Here is a 19499-nt window from a genome sequence, read left to right as displayed (position 1 = left end):
CCGCCTCGATGCGCGCGCGGGCGGTGGATCGGTGCCTGCACCTGTTCGCGGGTACGGATACATGCTGGAATACCCCGTCGCCCGGCTGTACGCGGACGCGCGCATCACCCGGATCCACGCCGGGACCAGCGAGGTCATGAAGGTCATCATCGCCAAATCCCTGGGACTGTGATGTCGATGTCGAAGACGTCGGATTTCTCGCACCGGAAGGGTGTCGCGTTCGTCGCGGGCGGCACCGGCGGTATCGGCGCGGCGATCGTACGGATGCTGGCCGAGCGGGGCAGCGACGTGGCGTTCACCTATCGCTCCAGCGAGGCAGCCGCCGACGCGCTCACCGCGGAGATCGCGGAGGAGTTCGCGGAGCAGGGCCGCCATGTCACGGCACTGCGCCTCGACTTGGCCGAGGAGGAGGCCGTCGCCGCCGCCGTGTCCGAGACGGCCGCGGCGCTCGGCGGACTGCACACCCTCGTCCACGCGGCGGGCCCGCACGTGCCGATGGTGCACCTGAGCAGTGTCACGCCGAGCCGGTTCCGCGCCCAACTCGACGCGGACGCGGGAGCGTTCTTCAATCTGGTGCATCCCGCGCTGCCCCTGCTGCGGGAGAGCCGGGGCAGTGTCGTCGCCGTCACCACCGTGGCCACCCGCCGGTTCCCCGTCCGCGACGGGCTCTCCTCGGGCCCCAAGGGGGCGGTCGAGGCGGTCGCCCGCGCCCTGGCCGCCGAGGAGGGGCGCTACGGGGTCCGGGTGAACTGCGTCGGACCCGGCATGCTGACCGACGGCATCGCCGCCCGTCTGATCGATTCCGGCGAACTCGACGACACGGCACTGGAGATCACCCGCCGCAACACCCCGCTGCGCCGCTTCGGCACCGCGAGGGACGTCGCCGAGGCCGTCGCGTTCCTGGCCTCGGACCGCGCGGGCTTCATCACCGGGCAGGCGCTGGGGGTGGACGGGGGGTACAGCGTGTAGGGCATGCCCGACCGTGCGATCCGAGCTCGGCCGAATGGGCGTACGTACGAACGGAGTTGCCCGAACCGCCCTGCCGGCCAAGCCCCTACGACCCGTCGTGCGGTCCGTCGTGCGGTCCGTCGTGCGGTCCGTCGTGCGGTCCGTCGTGCGGTCCGTCGTGCGGTCCGTCGTGCGGCAGGATCCGCCCCCGCTCACCGTCCTGGGTCCGGGCCGCTCCGAGGGGTTCACCGGGCCGCCGGAACCGACCCGATCTCGACCACGCGCGCCCAGGCGGGCGGTGCGTCGGGGACGTAGTCGGGATCGTCCTCGTCCCATGAGTCGTCCGAACCCCCGCGCGGGAAGAGTCCCACGACCGTCCGGCACGGGGGCCGCGTTTCCGGCCAGGGGGTCTGTCCGTCGGTCAGGACCACGACGACGTCGGGGCGCGGCCGGGCCCGTAGCGCCGCGGTGAATCCCGAGCGGAGGTCCGTACCGCCACCGCCCAGGAGCGCAATGCCCTCGGCACGGCACAGGGGGTGCGCGATCCCGGCCGCCGCGTCGCACGACACCACGGTGATCAGGTCGCGACGGCCGCCCACGGCACGGGAGATGGCGGAGACCTCCAGGAGCGCGCTGCCCAGCTCCGCGTCGCTGACCGACCCGGACGTGTCGATGACCACCGAGACCCGCGGCGGTCTGCGGCGCAGGCTCGGCAGGACGACGCCGGGCACACCGGCCGAACGCCGCGACGGCCGGCCGTAGGTGTAGTCCTCACCCGCGCCGGGACCCGAGGCCGCGGAGCGGACCGCGGCCCCCAGCAACTCCCGCCACGGCTGCGGCTGGTGGAAGGCCTCCTCCGCCCACCGCTGCCATCGCGCCGGACTCTTCCCGGGGCGGGCCTTGATGCCCTGTGCCACCCGGAACCGGACCGCGTCGCGCTCCTGCGCGCTGAGACCGTGTGCGCCGTCCGGACCGAGGTCCCACTCCCGTTCGCGTCCGTCGGCGCCACTGCCGCAGTCCAGCCAGGCCAGACTCTGCGTGCGCGGCCCGAGCCGGAACTGGCGGAGATAGTCCTCCATGAGTTCCCCCGGGGGCAGTTGCAGGAACTGCGGCGTGACGGCGCCCTCGGGCCGGACGAGCCCTTCGCCGAACGCGTCGTCGTTGATCTCGCAGTCGGCGGCGATGTTCATCCGCAGCCGTTCCCCCGGGCCGGTGAGTCCGCGTTCGCGGGCGACCCGTTCGCTGCGGCCGTGGTGGTCGCGCAGCAGGTGCGAGACCTCGTGCACCCAGACGCCGGCCAGATCCTCGACGGGCGTGCGGTCCACGAACCCCGGCGAGACGTAGCACCGCCAGTACCGGTCGACGGCCATCGTCGGCACCCACCGGGACTCGACGGTGTGCAGAGCGAACAGCGCCGTCGCCAGGTAGGGCCGGACCCTCGCCGCGTGCAGGCGGGCGGCATAGAGTTTTTCGAGGTCCAGAGCCCCCGGCGCGCCCGCCGTCATCGTCCCGCCCTGCCGGCGACCGCGGTGCGGGCCGCCGCATCGTCGGCGCGCCGGGACAGCGTCACCGCTCCGGCCAGCCGCTCGATGGACGCGGGGACGTCCCAGTGCTCCCGGCGCAGCGTCGCGAGTGTGGTCGCGGGAACGACCACCAGGTCCGGGGCGCCGGTGTCCAGCGCCCGGACGAGCAGGGCCCAGGCGGCGTCCCAGCGGGCCTTCTCGGGCCGCTCGCGGACCGCGGCCACCACGCCGTCGAGGACGGCCTGGCGCAGATCTCCCCGTTCGGGCAGGACGGCAGCCGCCGGGTCGGCGAGCAGGGTCTCGGGGTCGGGCAGGTCCATCCGGTCCACGCTCGCCAGCAGTTCCAGTCCCGGGCCGTCCCCCACCGCGCCTCTGACGAGCAGCGAGAGCACCTCCCGGGAGGAGCCGGCGGCGGTCGCGAAGGCGATCAGGTTCAGGGTCATCTCCCAGCTCCGGGGTGAGGGCCAGGCACCGCCCCGGCGGGTCTCGCTGCTGGGCAGCCGGTGGACGAGTCCGGGGCGGGCGGTGAGGAGCCCGCACACCGCTCGGCGGGCGAAGTCCACGGCCTGGGGCAGTTTCCGCGGGTCGAGCCGTGGCAGGGTGGCGCGCGGCCAGGTGCCGCCGAGTCCGCGCACGACGACCTCGTGGTCGTGGGCCCACTGGAGATGGACGAACCGGTTGGCCAGTGGCGGGCTCAGTTCCCAGCCGTCGGCCGCGGAGGCGCGCGGGTTCGCGGCGGCCACGATCCTTACACCGGGCGGCAGTTGAAGCGTTCCGATGCGCCGCTCCAGGACGAGACGGAGCAGGGCCGCCTGAACTGCCGGGGGCGCGGTGGACAGTTCGTCCAGGAACAGCAGCCCCCGGCCGGTGCGCACGAGTCGCACCGCCCAGTCCGGCGGGGCCATGGGTACGCCCTGTTCGGCGGGGTCGTCGCCGAGAACGGGCAACCCCGAGAAGTCGGACGGCTCGTGGACGCTGGCGATCACGGTGGTCAGCGGCAGGTCCAGGGTTTCGGCGAGCTGGGTCAGGGCCGCGGTCTTGCCGATCCCCGGCTGGCCCCACAGGAGTACGGGCAGGTCGGCGGCGACGGCGAGGGTCAGGGCCTCCAGTTGGCTGTCGGGGCGCGGTTCGGTGCCGGTGTCGCGGAGCAGCATCAACAGCGCTTCCGCTACGTCGAGTTGGGAGTCATGGGCCGAGTCGACGAGGGCATCGGCTTCGGCAAGCGGGGTGCGTGTGGGCATGATTGATCACCTTTGGGTTCGTGGTGGGCCGCGTGGGCGTGGGGGCGTGGACCCCCGGGGCGGTCAACTGGCTTTCAGCGAGCGGTCGACGAGCGACCGGTTGCCGAGCGGTCAGCGGTCAGTGGTCAGTGGTCGACGAACGGTCAGCGGCCGACAAGCGGCCAGTGGTCGACAAGCGGTCAGCGGCCGGTCGTGTCACGCGGGCGGGAACGGTGGTTACGGGGGCGGGCGGGCCCCGGGCGAAGACGGTCGGGCCCGGGGCCGGTCAGGCCCGCCCTGAACAGTCCGTAGGTGACGCGGCGCAACGCGGCCGCCTGGAGTTCGTCCTGCAGGTCGCCGCTGCGCAGCACCGCGTCGGGGCCGAGCAGCCCCTCGACGACGGCCAGCGCACCGGCGGTGTCTCCGTGACGCAGACGTTCCCGCACTCCGGACAGGCAGTGCGGCTGCCGGTGCGCCTCGTCGATGGCCTGGAGGCAGGGAAGCGGTGTGCCCGTCAGTGCGACCAGCAGCTCTTCCCGGCGGATCTCGGCCGGGGCGTGGTCGAGCGCCGCGAGTACGCCGTCGACCAGACCGATCCGGTGCCGGGCTCCCCGGCATTCCACGAGGCGCGGTTGTCCCGCCGGGTCCGCGTTCCCGGTGTACGCGGCGGGGGTGTGTTCCGGTACCAACGCCGAGGCGACCAGCGGATGCAGCCGCTCGGCCTCGATCGCGCCGGCACGGACGAGTGCCAGGTCGGGCAGCACCCAGGTCGCGGCGTCGGGCAGGACCGGCACCGAGGGAACGCTGCCGTCGGCGGGCGCGGCGGCGATCCGCAGGGTGGGCCGCTCGACGCCTGCCGGGCCAGGGAGCAGCTCCAGGTGCAGCCACTGCCGGGTACCGAGCCGCACGGTCACGGTGCCGGTCGTCCGCCCCTCGTCCTGGAGCAGGATCGCCGCCTCGGCCGCCCACCGGTCGACGGCGCAGCCGAGGTCCTGGGGCAACGGTTCCGGTGGATCCGCGTCCCACGGACGGGTGTCGCCCGTAGGCCGGTCGGCCCCGGAGCGGACCCGCAGTTCATCGGTCCTGCGCGTGTCCCACAGATGGCGGTGCAGGTCGAAGCGGTAGCGCCGGCTGGGACGGGGGTGCGGATGGCGGCGGGCTCCGGTGTCGAAGGAGAACCGGTCGTGGGATCCGCCGTGAGTTCCGTCCCACAGGGCGAGACTGATCCGCTGGCCGCCGTCCGCCCAGGCCGGCGGGGTGCGGACCACGAGGTGCACCGGGTGCATGCCGTCGGACCCGGCACGTTCGTACCGGGCCAGCGTGCTGGTGAGGCCGGGGCGCAGCAGCCCGTCGGGGGTGACTCTCGGCATGTGCCAGCGCAGCAGGTCGGGCGCCAAATAGCGTAGATCGGCACGGACTTGGGACACCAGTGCGCGACCGTGCGTGCGTGCCAGGGAACGCAGATCGAGGTCGATGTCGAAGCCTGCGGCGGTGCACGCCCCCGCCCAGTCCCCGCAGCGACGGCGAGCGGTCGCGGTCTCGATCATGGTGGGCGGCACGGCGTAGTCACGCACGCGCGGCCAGAAGGAGAGGAGGGAATCCTCGTACGCGGTTCGAGTGAGCATCAGCACTCACCTTGCGCGGACGGGTCCCCCGATCTGATTTCAGAGGGAGTCATCATCGCGGGGAGCATAGCCCGAGGTCGGTGATCTGTCAGGTGCATTCGACCGCGGACCGATCCGGCGTCCGCCGACGAAGGTGGCACGGACCGCGTCGGCGGACAGCGTGTCGAGCGCCTCCCGCAGGGGTACGTGCAGCAGGCACAGGTCGGCCACCGAACCGACCGTCAACTCGCGGGCGCGACCGGGCTTTCGGGCCCGGGCCGACCGCCGGTCACACCGCCGGTCAGACCGAGCCCGTGACCATCGAACGGTCAGACCTGGCCCATGGCCGTCGAACGGTCAGACCGGGCCGGGCTTGTGGCCCTCGAACGTTCAGACCGAGCTGCCACCATCGAACGTTCAGACCCTGCCATGGCCATCAGCCGGTCAGGCCGGACTCTTGGCCGTAGGTCCCGCCGGGTCCGTCGGCGGATCCGGTCAGGTGCGGGGTGCCGTCGTCGTCGAGGAACTCGACCACCGCCAGGGCCAGCAGGGCCAGCACGGCGATCCAGATGGTGACCGCGGCCGTGGGGTAGCTCCAGACCAGCAGGATGGCGGCGGCGACCACGACCACGGTCCAGTTCAGCCATGTCTTGACCCGGTGCACCCACGCGCCGACCGCTCCGAGGTCGAACCCCGTCGCGGTGCGCACGGCACCGATGCCGCCGGTCCAGGCGGCCAGGACCCGCGAGGCCGCCCGGCCACTGCCGGTCAGCCAGGCCGCCAGGGCCACGACGATGCCGAGGGTGATCACCATCCGTACTGCCGTCCGCAGGTAGCGCACCAGGATGTCGAAGACCGACCCGGCGGCGGGCTGGGAGACACTCGACGGCAAGCTGTCGAGATAGAGCGCGCGGAAGATCCAGAGCGCGATGCCGAGGACAGCGGCCCCGGCCGCCACGGCGAGCGCGGCCGTGACGAGGGCACGGCGTCTGCGGACGGCGAGCAGCACACCGCCGGCCGCCAGCAGAAGGGTCAGTACCGGCAGCCAGAACCCGACAACCTCGAGCAGCCGGTAGATCTTCTTGGCCTTGCCGATGGACTTGGAGGTCATCACCGTGAAGTCGGTGTGCACCTCGGGGATCTTCGCGGCCACGCCGAGTCCCTGGTCGACGAGCGACTGCTTCACCTGGTCGATGACGGGGGCGAGGTCGATGACCACGGCGTCGTTGGTGAGCTTCACCGCTCCCCCGCCGCTTCCGGTCAACGCCTTGTCGACGGCGGCATGGGCCCTCCTGTTCAGCTCCGTCCACAGGGTGGCGAACGCGTCGCTGCTGACGAACCTCAGTGCCACGGTGTGCACGAAGTCTGTGAGGCCACTGGTGATCGGGCCGCTCAGCGGTCCCAGCACCTTGGTCAGCCGGGGCCGGTCGGCGGGTGCCACCGACTCGAGCAGCGTCTGGACGTCGATGTGTTGCATCACCGCGGCGGTCACCCGGTTCGCGACGGCGTTCTGGACGTCCGGGTCGGAGGCCAGTGGCTTCATGGTGGCCACGTAGCGATCGGTGTTCCCGATCAGGTCGCTCGTCCAGGCCGACACGGCGCTCAACGGGGTGAGCAAGGCCGCGAGGAGGATCAGCACGACCGCGAAGGACGATCGGACGCGGTGGTGCTCGACCCTCGGCCGACGCCGCTCCAGTTCGGCGACCCGGGCCCGCAGATCGGCGATCTCCTGTGCGCCGCCGCCGCTCGCACCGCCGCCGCCGTTCACATCACCGGCGCTCACGTCGCCTCCGGATCGCTGATCGTGTCTGCCCGTTTCCGGTCGCTCACGTCATCCATGGCGCATCTCGTTCCGCTCGGTGCGGTTCGTGCGACTCATGCGACTCATGCGCTTCGTGTGCTTCATGCGGTTCATGGGGTTCGACGGCATACGACAGCCCCCTTCTCGGCGGCGCTCGTTCGGCGACGGGATGAAAGGGGTGCGTCAGCGCGGCTGCCGGGCGTCGGGCCGGTACGAGGCCAGTGCCCAGATGATGAAGACATCGATGGCGATCATGATGACCGACCAGATCGGCGCGTACGGCAGGAACATGAACTGGAAGAGCATGCTCAGCGAGGCCAGCACGATACCCGTGACACGGGCCCACCCGGCGTCCTTGAGGATCCCCCAGCCGGTGACGACGGCGACCGCGCCGAGGATCAGCAGGATCCAGCCCCAGCCGGTGAGGTTGATGCGGTAGACGTAGTCGTGCACGCGCGCGTACACGTCGTCCTTGGCGATCGCGGAGATGCCCTGGAGAATGTTGAGAGCGCCGTTCACCAGCAGGAGCACACCCGCGAAGGTGGCACCGCCGGCCGCCCAGGCGCTGTTGCCCGAGGGCGGCGGCCCCATGCCTCCGGCGGCGGGCGCGGCACCGGACCACTGGTCTCCCCACAGCGGCATGTCGCCGCCGCTCGGCTGGGATCCCGTGCCACTGCCGGGCGGGGGGCTCGGAGGCTTCGAAGAATCCTGGCTCATGCTCGACCACCTCGATGCGCTGTCGGCCGCTGGCCGTCCCCGTGCCGGAAGCACCGGGGAGTTCGAGCGTCCGCCCACCGCGCCCTCCCCCGCCACGGGGGTTCCGCCGCCCGGGTGACGGCCGACCGCCGCCCGGTCGGCTTCCCGGGGCCGTCGGGCCGGGCACGCGGGGTTGCCCGCCTCCGATCAGGCCGACAGCCGTGGAACACGGACCGAGCGACGGACGCGGTCGCCCCTGATGGAGCAAGCCGCGTCGGTCCCGAGCACGGGCCCGTCAGGGCACGCCGCCCGTCAGAGCCCGCTGCCCGTCAGCCGGACTCTCCGAAGGTGACAGGCTTCTGGACCACGACCGGCTAATGGACCGCGGCCGGCTTCTCGCCGGTAGTCGGCTTCTCGGCCGTGACCGGATTCTCGGCGGATACGAGATCCAGTGCACGTCCCAGTGTCGCGAGCCGCTCGTCGAGGGTCTCGCCCGCGGGGTAGAGGCGCACCGTGTCGACTCCGGCGGCGCGCCAGACCCGGAGCCGTTCGCGAACCATGTCCTCGGTGCCGATCAGGGTCGTGCCGAGGACCATCTCGTCGGTCACGAGTTCCGCGGCGCCGTCCCGGTCCCCGGCCTGCCAGCGCTCATGGATCTCGGCTGCGATCTCCGCCCAACCCTGCCTGCTGTAGGCGGCGTTGTAGAAGTTGGTGGTGGCGGAGCCCATCCCGCCCAGGCTGAAGGCGAGTTCCTTCTTCCGGCCCGCGACCATGGCGCGCAGCGCGCCCTCGTCCTCGGCGAAGGCCACTTCGGCGCCCTGGCAGACATCGAGGTCGGCACGGCTTCGGCCCGCCACCGCGAGGCCCGAGTCCAGGTGGTCGAAGTACGCCTCCTTGGCGCCCTCGGGCACGAAGCTGGTGCCCAGCCAGCCGTCCGCCACCTCCCCCGTCAGCCGCAGCATCTTCGGTGAGAGCGTGGCGAGATAGACGGGCAGGTCGTGTTCGGCGCGCATGGACATCCTCATGGGCCGCGCCTCGCCGCCGGGCAGTGGGATCGTGAACTCCCTTCCCTCGTACGAGAGTTTCTCCCCGGAGACCGCCTGCCGGACGATCTCCACGGTCTCCCGCATCCGGGACAGCGGTCGCGCGAACGGCACGCCGTGCAGCCCCTCGATGACCTGGGGGCCGGACGGACCGAGGCCGAGAAGGAAGCGCCCACCGGAGATGTTGGAGAGCGTGATCGCGGCGCGGGCGATGGCCGCCGGGGTGCGGGTCCCGAGCTGGATGATCCCGGAGCCGAGCAGCATCCGCTCGGTCCGCGCCGCCAAGTAGCCCAGCGGAGAAGGGGCTTCGGAGCCCCAGGCCTCCGCCACCCAGCAGATGTCCATCCCGAGCTTCTCGGCCTCGACCACGAAGTCGACGGTCTCCCGCCAGTCGCCCGACGACGCCTCGATCGTCGTGGAGGTACGCATCACGCACCCGTCCCTTCCGCGCTCTCGGCCAGCTTCCGGATCGCCGCGACGGTGTCCGTCATGCTCCGCTCGAACTCCCGCAGTCGTACGAACACGATCTTCTGCTCCTTCTCCGGCATCCGGTCGATCGCGAAGGAGAGCCCGGAACGGCCGGGCCCCATCCGCATCCACTGGGTCAGCTCGGTGCCGCCGTCCGTCTCCTCCAGGCCGAACCGCCAGACAGCGCTGGGGTGTTCGGGGTCCTCGACCGCCCAGGCGAACGCCCGGTACGGCTCGCACTCCACCACGTACGAGGTGGTCTCCCACTCCCCCAGCGACTCGTGTCCGCTGCGCCCGACGAAGCGGGCGCCGACAGCCGGTCCCGTCGCGCCGTCGAGCCACTCGACCGACTGGAGCTCCGCGCTCAGCTCCGGCATCAGATGGATGTCGGACACGAGCTCCCACACGCGTCGCGGTGGAGCGTCGATCCGTATCCGCACATCGACCGTCGGCTGGTCCGCGTAGCGCGCGCCCGTCCACTCCATGGGTCTCCGGCCTTCCTCTCGTCTCCCAGGGAACACCTTGCTCCAGGCCCCTGACCTTGAGAGTTGCGTAGATAGACTGACCTGTCAAGGAAAACCGCTCCCGACACACCGGCCGGGAGCGGAAGTCGAAACGGAAGTCGAAACGGAAACGGAAGCCGAAGCAGGGCGGGACGGAGCGGAGGCGGGAAGCGGAGCGGGGCGGGAAGCGCGCGAAGCGGGAAGCGGATGGATGCGGAAGCCGCAAACGATCCCGCGTTCAGGCGGTGAAACGCTTCCGAATCTCCGGGCGTCCGGCGAGCTGGGGCGGGTAGCCGGGGCCGAGCCGCGGATGGGTGTCCTCGGCCTTCATCGGCTCACCGCAGTCGGCGCACACCACCGCGGCGTCGCTCTCGCGCCCGCAGCGGTCGTGGTGGAAGACGACCGGCGGCCCCTGCTCACCGCTCAGCCACCGGTTGCCCCAGCTGTTCATGGCGGCCAGCACCCCGAAGAAGTCCCGGCCCATCTCGGTGAGCACGTAGTCGTACCGCACCGGATCCGTCTGATAGGCCCGCTTCTCCATGAGCCCCTCGTCGACCAGTCGGCGGAGCCGGTCGGTCAGCGTGTTGCGCGCGATGCCGAGCTCCTGCTGGAACGCGTCGAACCGCTTGATCCCGTAGAACGCCTCCCGCAGCACCAGTGGCGTCCACCAGTCGCCGAGCAGATCCATCGTGCGCGCGATGGAACAGGGCCAGTTCGCAAAAGAAGTCCGCCTCACACGTCCAGCATACGAGGGTCTCGGAAATGGACCCAGCAGCTCGCACTGGGTCGGGCGCCTTGGCCGCAGGATCCGTGAGCGCCCGCGCCCACGCCCGCGCCGGTTCCCGTGACTCAGCGCTTCTGTCCGTCAGTGCCCCTGCCGCTCGGTGCCCCGCCCCGCCCCTCAGCACCCCTGCCGCTCCAAGTCGGAAAGCAACGCGTCGAGTACCACCTCCTCCTCGACCCGGACCCCGAGTTCGGCGAGGGCGACGGCCAGTGCGGGATCCCAAGGGGTGACGGCGGGCGGGCCCGTCAGCGCCTGGGCTGACGGGCCCAACCCGGCCGCCGCCGCCCGGTAGTGGGCGGCCGTGTAGCGCCACGGCAGCCAGGGGACACTGCGCCGGAGTGTCGTGGCGATCCGCACACCGCCCCAGTCGAAGTCTCCGTGATAGCGAAGGCCCGCTCCCTGGGTGGTCAGGCCGCGCAGCAGGGTGAGCGCGGCGGCCGAGGGCTGACCTTGGATGCACACCATGGGCGGGCAGGCCGGGCCGAACGTGTCGGCTGCGGCGGACAGCACGGCCGGGTTCTCGCAGACGTGGACGGTTCCCGTCTCCGGGACGGCGGGAGCCCGCGGGTGACGGGTGAGGAAGCGCAAGGTGAGGACAGCGGGTTCACCGGCATCGGCCATCCAGTCGAGGGACGGGGTGCCCCGCAGGTTGAGACAGAGGACCGTCGATGACACGTCGTCCTTGAGCAGACCGGCCGACGCCCACGCTTCCCGTCGCCACTGGGCACCGGCGCCGTCGGGGAATCCCGTGAGGGAACGCAGGCCCGACAGCACGAGAGCGGCGAGCGGTGTCCCCTCGTCCAGGGCATGCGCGCCCGAGAGGTTCCGCGCCGCGAATGTCGCGCGTGACGTCGGAGGTACGACGGGAAGCGAGCGCAGCGCCCGCACCGCGGCCTCCACCAGGGAGCCGGCGGCTTCCGGCGTGTGCGCGAGCCGCCGTACGAGCCCGTCCCTGCGAATCCGTTCCACCCAGTCGGCGAGTTCCGCGCCGAGGGTGCCCAGCGGGGCGTAGGCCTCTTCCCATGCCCGGGCCTCCGTGTCGCGCGCCTCGGCGCGCGGCGTGACGGGGCCGGTGAGGGTCACGACAGCGGCCGCCAGTCCGTCCCGGCAGGCACCGGAGCGGCGCAGGATCACGTCCACCGTGTCGAGGCGAACGGTCAGGGAGCGTCCGGCCTGCGGTGCCCGGCCCAACAGGCTTTCGACGGCCCGGCGTTGGGATTCATCGGGGTGGGACAGGGTGACCGGGCCGGTGAGCGCGCGACCGCGTGCCATCCGTTGCCGGGCCCGTTCCACGAGCCAGGCCAGGCCGGGATCGCCGAGCAGCCGTCCGAGGCGTTCGGCATCGGCCGGCTCGACGGCCTGAGGTGCCGTGGGTGGCACGGCCTCCACGGCCTCCACGGCCTCCACGGCCTCCACGACATCCGCCTCGTTCGCCGACCCCACCGGATCCCGAGGCACGACCGCTCGATCCGGCCGATCCCCTCGATCCGGTCGATCCGCCCGATCCGGTCGATCCGCTCGGTCCGGCCGCGCCAGTCGCGTCGGCCGGTCCGTCCCTGGCGGACTCCCGGTGGTCGAGGACGGCGGCACGGGAGGGTTCATGTCCACGGAGACTCCCGGTCTCCGGTGCCGCCCACGGCGGCGTCCCACCCCTGCCCGGCGGACGGCGCCATCGCACCACCCATGGCCTCGACCGCGACGCTGCCCGGGGCACCGCCCCCGGCTCCACCTGCGGCCCCGACTCCAGCTCCGCCCGGCGCCTTCGCCGGGCCGACGGCAGGCGAGAGCTCCCCCGGAGTGTTCACCCGTCCGTCGGGCTCCGCGCCGCGCCGCCGGTCGCGGCCGTCCCACTCCCACCGGGTCACCAGGACGGCGGCGATGTCGTCGACACGGGAGAGCTGGGCGATGGCGATCCCGGGCACCTGCGGGTAACAGGCCCATTCCCGTTCGCTGGTCATGACGACATCGAGGTCGAACGCGCGCAGCAGACCGAGGCACTTGGCGCGCGAGTCGTCGTCCACTCCGGCGAACGCCTCGTCCAGGGTGACCAGGCGCGGCGCGTGGGCGCCGCCCGCGCTCGCGTAGTGGGAGGACGCCGCGGCGAAGAGGGGCACGGACGCCGCGAGTACCCGCTCGCCGCCGGAGGCGGGCCCGGTGGCCGGTACCCACTTGCCGTGCTGGTGGCGTTCGACGCCGAACTCGTGCCAGGCGCGGTAGTCGAGGGCCGCGGTGAGATCCTCCAGCCAGCTGCCGGTGCTGTCGTCGGCCTGGCGGCGCGCGATCTGCTCCTGAAGGAACGCGCCGACCGCGTCCCTGTCCCGCGGTGACCAGGCGTCGGCGGACTGACGCAGCCGTTCACGGGCCGCGGCCAGTCCCTGCGGGGCCCGGCGGGACGACCGCCAGACCAGCCGCAGCTTCATCCCCGTCGAGGTCGGGCGCTCCTCCAGCTCCTTGTTCATGGCGCGCACCTGCCGTTCGGCGGCACCGATCAGTTCCTGAAGCGTGCCGGCGACCTCGGTGATCAGATGGGTCTGCAGGATCTCGCGTTCGTGCGCGGACAGGATGCGGGTCAGTTCGGCGACCTCGGCGGAAAGGGCTTCGGCGAGTTCAGGGACGGCGCGTTCGCGGCCCTGGTAGACGATGTCGACCCGCATGCCGTCCTCGCCCGTCCGGGCCGTCGCGGTGTGTCCGTGCCGGGACAGCGCGTCCTGGAGTCTGCTGAACTCCTCGCTCAGCCGCTTCTGTACGCGCTCCCAGGCCGCGTCCGAGTCGTCGGTGGCGGACAGTTGGGACTCGATGGCGCGGGCGAGGTTGACGGCCGGGGTCGCCGCCCACACCCCACCGTCGCCGTCGGGTACGACGGTGTCGGGAAGGGCGACCATGAGCAGTCCCGTCGAGGCGAACCGCTGCAGGGCCGCGACGGCCCGCTCGCGGGCGGCGGTCGCTTCCGTGACGCCCTCGCCGAGCTGCTCGATGCGTCCCTCGGCGTGGCTGGCGCGCCGGTCCGCCTCGCCGATGTCCTCCTGGGCCCGCCTTCGCTCGCTCCCGCAGTCATGTGCGGCCGCCGTCGTCGCCTCCAGTCGCCGCTGGAGGTCGGCGACGGCCGCTCCGACCGTGGAGCGGAGGGTGGTGAGGTGCTCGTCCGCGGCGGCGGCGAGCCGGGTCGCCTCCGCCGTGCGCTCCGCGAGTTCGTGGACCCGGAGCTCGGCCCGTTCGGTCTCCGCCTGTTCGCCTGCGACGGCGTGCTCGGCCTCCGCGCGTTCTCTCAACGCCGGCCAGAGCGCCGCGAGAAGGGCGGTGCGGTCGGCGAGCGCCTGGAGCACGGCACCCAGTCCGGCCCGGTCGGCGGGGAGATTCATGTCGGCCGCGGTCTCGGTGAGTTCGGCTGTGGCCCGGTGTGCGGCCGCGTCCGCGCGGGCCAGGTCCGCCATCCGCTCACGGTGCCGGGCACGGGCCCGGTGGGCGGCGTCGGCCGCGGCGGTGACGCGCGCGTGGGCCAGTCGCAGGGTGTCGTCGCCGGGCACCGCGGCGAGTTCGGCATCGAGGACGCGGCGACGCTCGGCGACAACGCGCTGCTCCTGGGCCAGTTGCTCCCGCTCGACCTCCAAAGCGCCGATTTCGATGCGCAGTTGACCGATCCGGGCCCGGCGTGCCTGCTCCCGGGCCTCCTCGCCCACGTACTGGGCGCAGTCCTTGGCCCAGCTGCCGGTCAGCGCGCCGACGCGGAAGCTGCCGTGCACGGAGACCCAGGTGTCGTTGCCCTCGACGCCCCAGGGGGTCGTCCCGGGCCCGCCGCCGTCCTGTCCGGCCAGCCCGATCGCGGCGAGCACGCGTCCGACCGTCCGCTCCCCCACGGCGGCGGCCCCCGTGTCCGTGTGGTCGACGGCCGGGCACAGCGCGTGGTCGAGGCCGGCTCCGCCGAACGGGTCGGCCGGGTCGAGCAACACGTCGTGGCCGTCCGCCGCCACCGCGGAACCGTCCGGCCGCACCCAGGCGTCGAGGAGTCCCGACGCCTCCAACGCGGCTTCCAGTCCCGCGCGTTCGGCTTCGGTGACATGGGGCCGGAAGTCGACGAGCCGCCACAGCGGGGCGCCGGGACCCCGCTCCCGGACATGGGGCGTGCGGGTGTACGGAGCCGACGGGCCGCGCTGCCCGCCCCTTTCGCGTTCTGCCAGCTCCTCGACCGCGAGGCGCTGCCGGTCCGCCCGTCCCGCCTCCCGGTGGGCCAGGTCGGCCGCTCGGTCTGCCAGTTCGGAGGCGAAGGCGCGATGGGTCCCGGCCGCCGCCGCGAGCGCCGGGTGGGGGCCGTCCAGACCGCTCACCCAGCTCTGGACCGCGTCGAGGATCCCGGGGAGGTCCGGCAGGCGCAACTCCGCGCAACGGGACAGGTGTTCCCGCACGTCCGCGATCAGTGCGCGCCCCGCCCCGGCGGCGTTCTCCTCGGCCTCGGCCAGCCGCTCGCCGCTGTGCACGACCTCTTCGTCGGCCTCGTCGGCGCGCAGCCCGGCCGCTCCGCGGGCCTCCTCGGCGCGTTCGGCCCGGGTGGCGAGTTCCTCCACATGCGCGACGGCGCGCCGTCGTCGCGCTGTCGCCTCCTCCGCCTCCCGGCGCAGGGCCGCCTCGGGGGCACCCTGGGTCCGGGGGGAGTCGAGGCGGGCTGTCGCGGCGGTCTCGTCGACCCGGTCCTGCAAGTCCTCCAGCGCCTTGAGCGCCGCGGTGCGCCGATGGCCGGCGGTGGTGAGCCGGCCGAGGGCACGGGTGTGGGCCTCGGCCGCCGTACGGCGGTCCTCCTCGGCGCGCGTCCGTTCTCCCGCCGTACGGGAGGCGTCGGCCGCCGCCTGTTCGAGCTCGCGGGCGTCGCGCATCTCGGGGCCGGTCCGCAGGGCGGCGTCCTGGGCCGCCAGCCGCGCGGCCCGCTCGTCGAGTGCGGCCGCCCGTTCCCCGGCCTCCTTCCGGTCCGTCACGGCCTGTTCGCGGTCGGCCTGCGCTTTGAGGAGTTCACGCTGGAGGTGTTCGTAGCGGGCGTGTTCGCTGCGGGGCAGGCGGGCCCGGCGCCGGGAGGCGATGCGGGCGTAGCGCCGGTAGTGGTCGAGGAACGCCGACGACGCCTGTTCCGCCTCGCGGGCCGCCCGCAGTTCCTCCTTCTCCTCGTCCAGCGACCTGAAGGCTTCGGCCGCGTCGGCGATGACCGCCTGGTCCATCGGCGGCAGCGCCTCGGTCAGTGCCCTGGACAGGGCCGCTTCGTTGGGCCGCTTGGACAGTTGCGGCTGGCGCAGCTGGATGAGCAGGTCGACCAGTGCTCCGTAGCGCCGCTCTCCGAGCCCGAAGAGCGCTTCGTCGACCGCTCGGCGGTAGGTCTTCGCGGTGTCGTAGACCATGCCGCGTCCGGCGACCGCCTCGGCGAGACGGTCCCTGGACAGGGCCGTTCCGGTGGCGTCGAGCAGGTCGAGGCCGGCGCCGATGCGCTGGTCCGTCACCCCGAACCAGTGGCGGGCGATGCCGCGCCCGGCGACCGCCTTCAGTCCGCAGAGGAGCGTACGGAAATGCGGATCGCCCGTGGTCTCGTCGAGCCGTCCGAACTCGATCCAGGTATAGCCGAGCCGTTCCGGGTGCGGGTGTTCGCCGCCCAGGAGCAGATTCCATTCCATGCGCTTGCCCGGGTCGCCGTCGGGCTCGACACGGCGGGCGGAGAGGTCTCCGTCCAGCAGGAACGGCAGGGTGAGGGCGAGCACCTTCGATTTGCCGGTGCCGTTGTTGCCTCGCAGCAGCAGGCGGCCGTCGCGGAACCAGAACTCCTCGACGTCGTAGTGGAACAGGTCGACGAGTCCGATGCGCAGGGGCCGCCAGCGGCCGGGCGCGGGGCTGGGGAGCACCGTCACAGCGCGGTTCACCTTTCGTCCTTCATGGTCGAGTCCGGTGCCGCGGCGGCATGACGGGCGCGCCCTGGTTCCCTGACTACGGGCTCTCCGACCGCGTACCTCGCGAGGGCCGGGCGCGGCACGACACCCTGTTCCGTGCGTTCGGCGAGTCCCAGTGCCACGATCTTCTCCAGGGCCTGCTCCACCAACTCGGTTTCCATTCCCGGCTCTCGCGCCGACTTGGACCAGAAACCGCCGTGTTCCGCGGCCAGTTCCCGCACTCGTGACGCGAGTTCGGCGGGAGTGACCGGCCCGTCCGCCCGTGCCAGATGCCCGGCGAGCAGCAGGGTGATGTGCCCGTGCGTGCCTTGTTCCGGCATGCGTACGTCGGTGAGTTCGTCGTGCGGGTCGACCATGGCTATGCCTTCGGCACGGACCTCGGCGACGAGTCCGGTCAGTTCGCCGATGCGCGCGGTGATGAAGCCGCGCTGCCGGGTGAGATAGGCCAGTTCCTCGTCGGTCAGGTCGTCGTAGTAGAGCACCGGGTCGTCGAGGAGGCGGCGGGTCAGCTTCCAGCGGATCGCGCGGAACCTCAGCTCGTCGCTGTCGAGCGCGGTCTGCGCCGTCATCTCCACGAGGCGTTCCTCGAACGCCGCGGATTCGATCAGGGACGGACCGTGCCGGGCGGCCGGCATCCCCGCCAGCACACGCCGCCGTACGTCGTAGAGCACGTCTCCGGATCCGCTGACGTACGCGTCCTCGTCCCCGGCCACCCTGCGCAGCACTCCCTGCCGCAGCAGCAGTCGTACGACGGCGGCGAGGTCGACGCGCTCGTCACGCCGCTCCAGGGTGAACGTGATCCCGGCGGCGACGAGTTCGGGGTCGGCGGCGGCCAGGACGACCTGTTCGGCGAGGCGTCCGAGTGCCACCTGCGACTCGCCCCGCTCCAGTGCGGCCAGGGTCAGGCACAGCAGGACGTAGCGGCGCCGGGTGAACGGCAGCGCCGCCCGGCCGACCTCGCGGGCCGGGTGCGTCGCGTCGGTGAGGGTGCCCGGCGTCTTGCGCAGCCGTGCGGCGTCGGCGTCCGTGCGCAGGGTCCAGCCGACGTTGCGCTCGAACCACTCCCGCAGTTCGGCGGAGTGCCGGCGCACCAGCCGGAAGGCGTCGGCGTGCGGTCCGTCGGCGGTGAGCAGGGGCTCCTTCAGCAGGGCTCGCGCGGCCCGTTGCAGGTCGGCCTCGCGCTGTCCGTCGAGGACCTCGGCCAGGGGGCCGGTCATCGGTCCTCCCCCAAGGGTGCGGCGGTCCGGGAGGACTGGTGGGGGATACCCGCCCGGGGGACGGACACGTTGGCCGCCGGACTCGATTCGGCCGGGGCGAAGATCGGTGGTTCGGCGGAGACGTCGGCCGGGCCCCTCTCCCGCGCCGTGAGGTCGACCGCCCCCGCCGTGAGGTCGACGATCTCGATCAGATGGTCCGGTCCGCTGAACACCCCGTCCGGTGTGCGCACTTCGGCGGTCGAGCCGTCGACGGGCGCGGTCAATCGGATCTCCATCGAGCCGTCCCCACTGGTCGCGGCGGTGCTCGTCATGCCCGGCCGCCAAGTGGCGAGGGCGTCCCCGAGCAGGCGCAGGAACAACTGGAAGGAGAGCGGGTCGAGTTCTCCCAGCCGGGACAGCCGGATCGGGCCGCCCGTCGCGAGTCGGGCGCGGGCCGCGCCCGTCTGCTCCGCCTGGCGGGCGGCGATCTCGGCGAGCCGGCGCTTCGCCTCACCCCGGTCCGCCACCCTGCGCGGCTTGCCGCGCCGCTCGTAGCTGCCGGTTCGGCGCAGGTGTGGGCTGATCCGCAGTGGTCGAGCCTGGCGCCACGGGGTCGAGGCCGGCTCCGGCGAGGCCGTACGTTCGTCGAGGGTGTCTGCGTCCACCGTCAGGTGCCGGGAGGAGTACAGCCCGAACGCCACCCGCCACAGCCGGTGTCGCGTCTCGTCGTCCGGTGCCTGGGCGAACCAGCGCGCCAGCGCGCGGAAGTCGGCCGAGCGGTCGGAACGGCCTGCCCGTCGTTCATTCAACTGACGTACGACCGAAAGCAGTTGAGGGATGGATCCGAGGGCCCGTCCACGCAGCAGCCTGGCCTGCGACGCCCGCCCTTCCGACGAGACGAACCACTCCGCGAGCCCGGACCACCGCGCGGCCCACTTCTCCCGCGCCGCCGCCTCGGCGTGCTCGGCGTCCTCGGGAGCGGCGTCGGCGGCCTCCCGGACCGCGGCGAGCCGCAGCAACGACCCCACCCGGCCCTGCTCCTCCAGCTCGCCGATCAGCAGGGCGATCCTCCCGCCGAGCGTGATGAGGTCCTGGATGAACCGCTCCAGGTACTGGATCAGCCGGTCCTTGTACGCGAGGAACGCCTCGACCTCGATGTCGTGCAGGTCGATGGTGCGCTGGAGGGACCCCATGAAGGCGCGGGCGTTGTCCGCGAGGTCGGTGAAGCGCGCCGTCAGCACGGACAGGGCGACGTACGCCTTGGCCGGGTCGGGCTCGTCCTCCGCCGCGATCACCAGCAGCGCCCGCACCTGCGTGACGATGTCGTGCAGCGCGACCGCCTGGAGTTCACCGCGCCGCCCCAGCACCTCGTCGTACGTCCCCAGCGCCGCCTCGGCCGCCTCGCCGGCCCGGGTGAGCTGGTAGATGTACCGCTTCCGGTAGAAGTCCTCCACCGCCGTCACCCGCGCGGTGTCCGGATCCGCCCGCAGATTGCCCCAGCCGACAAGACTGTCCAGCGCCTTCACCACCGACTCCACGTCGGCCGGCCTGCTCCCCGCCTCCATGGCGGCGTGCACATCCTCCGGCCGCAGATGCACCGCGAACCGTTCCTTGGCCGCGAGGAAGGCCCGCATCACCTGCCGATAGAGGGCGGAGTTGGGGACGGTGAGGTGGGTGAAGGGGGTGTAGTCGGCGGGATCTCGGCCGGGAGTCTGGACTGTCATCGTTGGCCCATCCTCCCGGACCGGCATCCCCCACCTTGCACGATGTCCGAATTTCGCCCGTCTTTTCGCCC

General features: G+C 72.6%; 13 protein-coding genes and 1 pseudogene. 2 read left to right on the top strand and 12 right to left on the bottom strand.

The annotated features are described in order from the left end of the window. Window positions 1-14: 14 nt before the first annotated feature. Both N4G66_RS31980 and N4G66_RS31975 read left to right on the top strand, forming a co-directional pair. A pseudogene (locus tag N4G66_RS31980) lies at window positions 15-172 on the top strand (acyl-CoA dehydrogenase family protein); the annotation flags it as partial. A gap of 5 nt (window positions 173-177) precedes the next feature. Continuing rightward, on the top strand, window positions 178-969 hold the full coding sequence (locus N4G66_RS31975; protein ID WP_261707749.1) for an SDR family NAD(P)-dependent oxidoreductase: 792 nt from the start codon (window positions 178-180) through the stop codon (window positions 967-969). Window positions 970-1193: 224 nt separating this feature from the next. Here N4G66_RS31975 and N4G66_RS31970 read toward each other — a convergent pair whose 3' ends face one another. The 12 genes from N4G66_RS31970 to N4G66_RS31915 form a co-directional block, all read right to left on the bottom strand. Continuing rightward, window positions 1194-2453 (bottom strand): vWA domain-containing protein, encoded by a 1260-nt coding sequence (locus tag N4G66_RS31970; RefSeq protein WP_261707748.1) that lies wholly within the window; start codon window positions 2451-2453, stop codon window positions 1194-1196. Continuing rightward, a complete protein-coding gene (locus N4G66_RS31965; RefSeq protein ID WP_261707747.1) occupies window positions 2450-3712 on the bottom strand; it encodes an AAA family ATPase in 1263 nt (420 codons plus the stop codon). Before N4G66_RS31965 ends, N4G66_RS31970 begins: the two co-directional genes overlap by 4 nt. Before the next feature lie 179 nt (window positions 3713-3891). Continuing rightward, window positions 3892-5316 carry a hypothetical protein gene (locus N4G66_RS31960; RefSeq protein ID WP_261707746.1) on the bottom strand — a complete coding sequence of 475 codons (1425 nt, stop codon included), beginning with the start codon at window positions 5314-5316 and terminating at the stop codon, window positions 3892-3894. Window positions 5317-5731: 415 nt separating this feature from the next. After that, window positions 5732-7078, bottom strand: coding sequence for a hypothetical protein (locus N4G66_RS31955; RefSeq protein ID WP_261707745.1), 1347 nt, complete (start codon window positions 7076-7078; stop codon window positions 5732-5734). A gap of 201 nt (window positions 7079-7279) precedes the next feature. Further along, a complete protein-coding gene (locus N4G66_RS31950; protein ID WP_391858919.1) occupies window positions 7280-7813 on the bottom strand; it encodes a DUF7144 family membrane protein in 534 nt (177 codons plus the stop codon). A 353-nt stretch (window positions 7814-8166) separates the two neighbouring features. After that, a complete protein-coding gene (locus tag N4G66_RS31945; protein ID WP_261707777.1) occupies window positions 8167-9264 on the bottom strand; it encodes an LLM class flavin-dependent oxidoreductase in 1098 nt (365 codons plus the stop codon). Further along, complete coding sequence (locus N4G66_RS31940) at window positions 9264-9788, bottom strand: SRPBCC family protein (protein ID WP_261707744.1); 525 nt, start codon at window positions 9786-9788, stop codon at window positions 9264-9266. Before N4G66_RS31940 ends, N4G66_RS31945 begins: the two co-directional genes overlap by 1 nt. 256 nt (window positions 9789-10044) lie before the next feature. Beyond that, on the bottom strand, window positions 10045-10542 hold the full coding sequence (locus tag N4G66_RS31935; protein ID WP_261707743.1) for a winged helix-turn-helix transcriptional regulator: 498 nt from the start codon (window positions 10540-10542) through the stop codon (window positions 10045-10047). Between the two features lie 165 nt (window positions 10543-10707). Further along, window positions 10708-12048 (bottom strand): TIGR02679 family protein, encoded by a 1341-nt coding sequence (locus N4G66_RS31930; RefSeq protein WP_315903723.1) that lies wholly within the window; start codon window positions 12046-12048, stop codon window positions 10708-10710. Window positions 12049-12188: 140 nt separating this feature from the next. After that, window positions 12189-16481, bottom strand: a complete 4293-nt coding sequence (locus N4G66_RS31925; protein ID WP_261707742.1) for a TIGR02680 family protein — start codon at window positions 16479-16481, stop codon at window positions 12189-12191. Continuing rightward, window positions 16478-17725: a TIGR02678 family protein gene (locus N4G66_RS31920; RefSeq protein ID WP_261707741.1), complete on the bottom strand. Its 1248-nt coding sequence runs from the start codon at window positions 17723-17725 to the stop codon at window positions 16478-16480. Before N4G66_RS31920 ends, N4G66_RS31925 begins: the two co-directional genes overlap by 4 nt. Further along, window positions 17722-19428: a TIGR02677 family protein gene (locus N4G66_RS31915; protein WP_261707740.1), complete on the bottom strand. Its 1707-nt coding sequence runs from the start codon at window positions 19426-19428 to the stop codon at window positions 17722-17724. Before N4G66_RS31915 ends, N4G66_RS31920 begins: the two co-directional genes overlap by 4 nt. Window positions 19429-19499 lie beyond the last annotated feature (71 nt).

The sequence above is a fragment of the Streptomyces rhizosphaerihabitans genome, from assembly GCF_025399795.1.
GTDB classification, from domain to species: Bacteria; Actinomycetota; Actinomycetes; order Streptomycetales; family Streptomycetaceae; genus Streptomyces; species Streptomyces rhizosphaerihabitans.
This window is presented reverse-complemented; position numbering and strand designations above follow the sequence as displayed.

What these genes read in the sequence shown, in the direction of transcription:
- N4G66_RS31975 (WP_261707749.1), top strand. Translation starts at nt 178, where the DNA reads ATGTCGAAGACGTCGGATTTCTCGCACCGGAAGGGTGTCGCGTTCGTC.
- N4G66_RS31970 (WP_261707748.1), bottom strand. Translation starts at nt 2,453, where the DNA reads ATGACGGCGGGCGCGCCGGGGGCTCTGGACCTCGAAAAACTCTATGCC.
- N4G66_RS31965 (WP_261707747.1), bottom strand. Translation starts at nt 3,712, where the DNA reads ATGCCCACACGCACCCCGCTTGCCGAAGCCGATGCCCTCGTCGACTCG.
- N4G66_RS31960 (WP_261707746.1), bottom strand. Translation starts at nt 5,316, where the DNA reads ATGCTCACTCGAACCGCGTACGAGGATTCCCTCCTCTCCTTCTGGCCG.
- N4G66_RS31950 (WP_391858919.1), bottom strand. Translation starts at nt 7,813, where the DNA reads ATGAGCCAGGATTCTTCGAAGCCTCCGAGCCCCCCGCCCGGCAGTGGC.
- N4G66_RS31945 (WP_261707777.1), bottom strand. Translation starts at nt 9,264, where the DNA reads ATGCGTACCTCCACGACGATCGAGGCGTCGTCGGGCGACTGGCGGGAG.
- N4G66_RS31940 (WP_261707744.1), bottom strand. Translation starts at nt 9,788, where the DNA reads ATGGAGTGGACGGGCGCGCGCTACGCGGACCAGCCGACGGTCGATGTG.
- N4G66_RS31920 (WP_261707741.1), bottom strand. Translation starts at nt 17,725, where the DNA reads ATGACCGGCCCCCTGGCCGAGGTCCTCGACGGACAGCGCGAGGCCGAC.
- N4G66_RS31915 (WP_261707740.1), bottom strand. Translation starts at nt 19,428, where the DNA reads ATGACAGTCCAGACTCCCGGCCGAGATCCCGCCGACTACACCCCCTTC.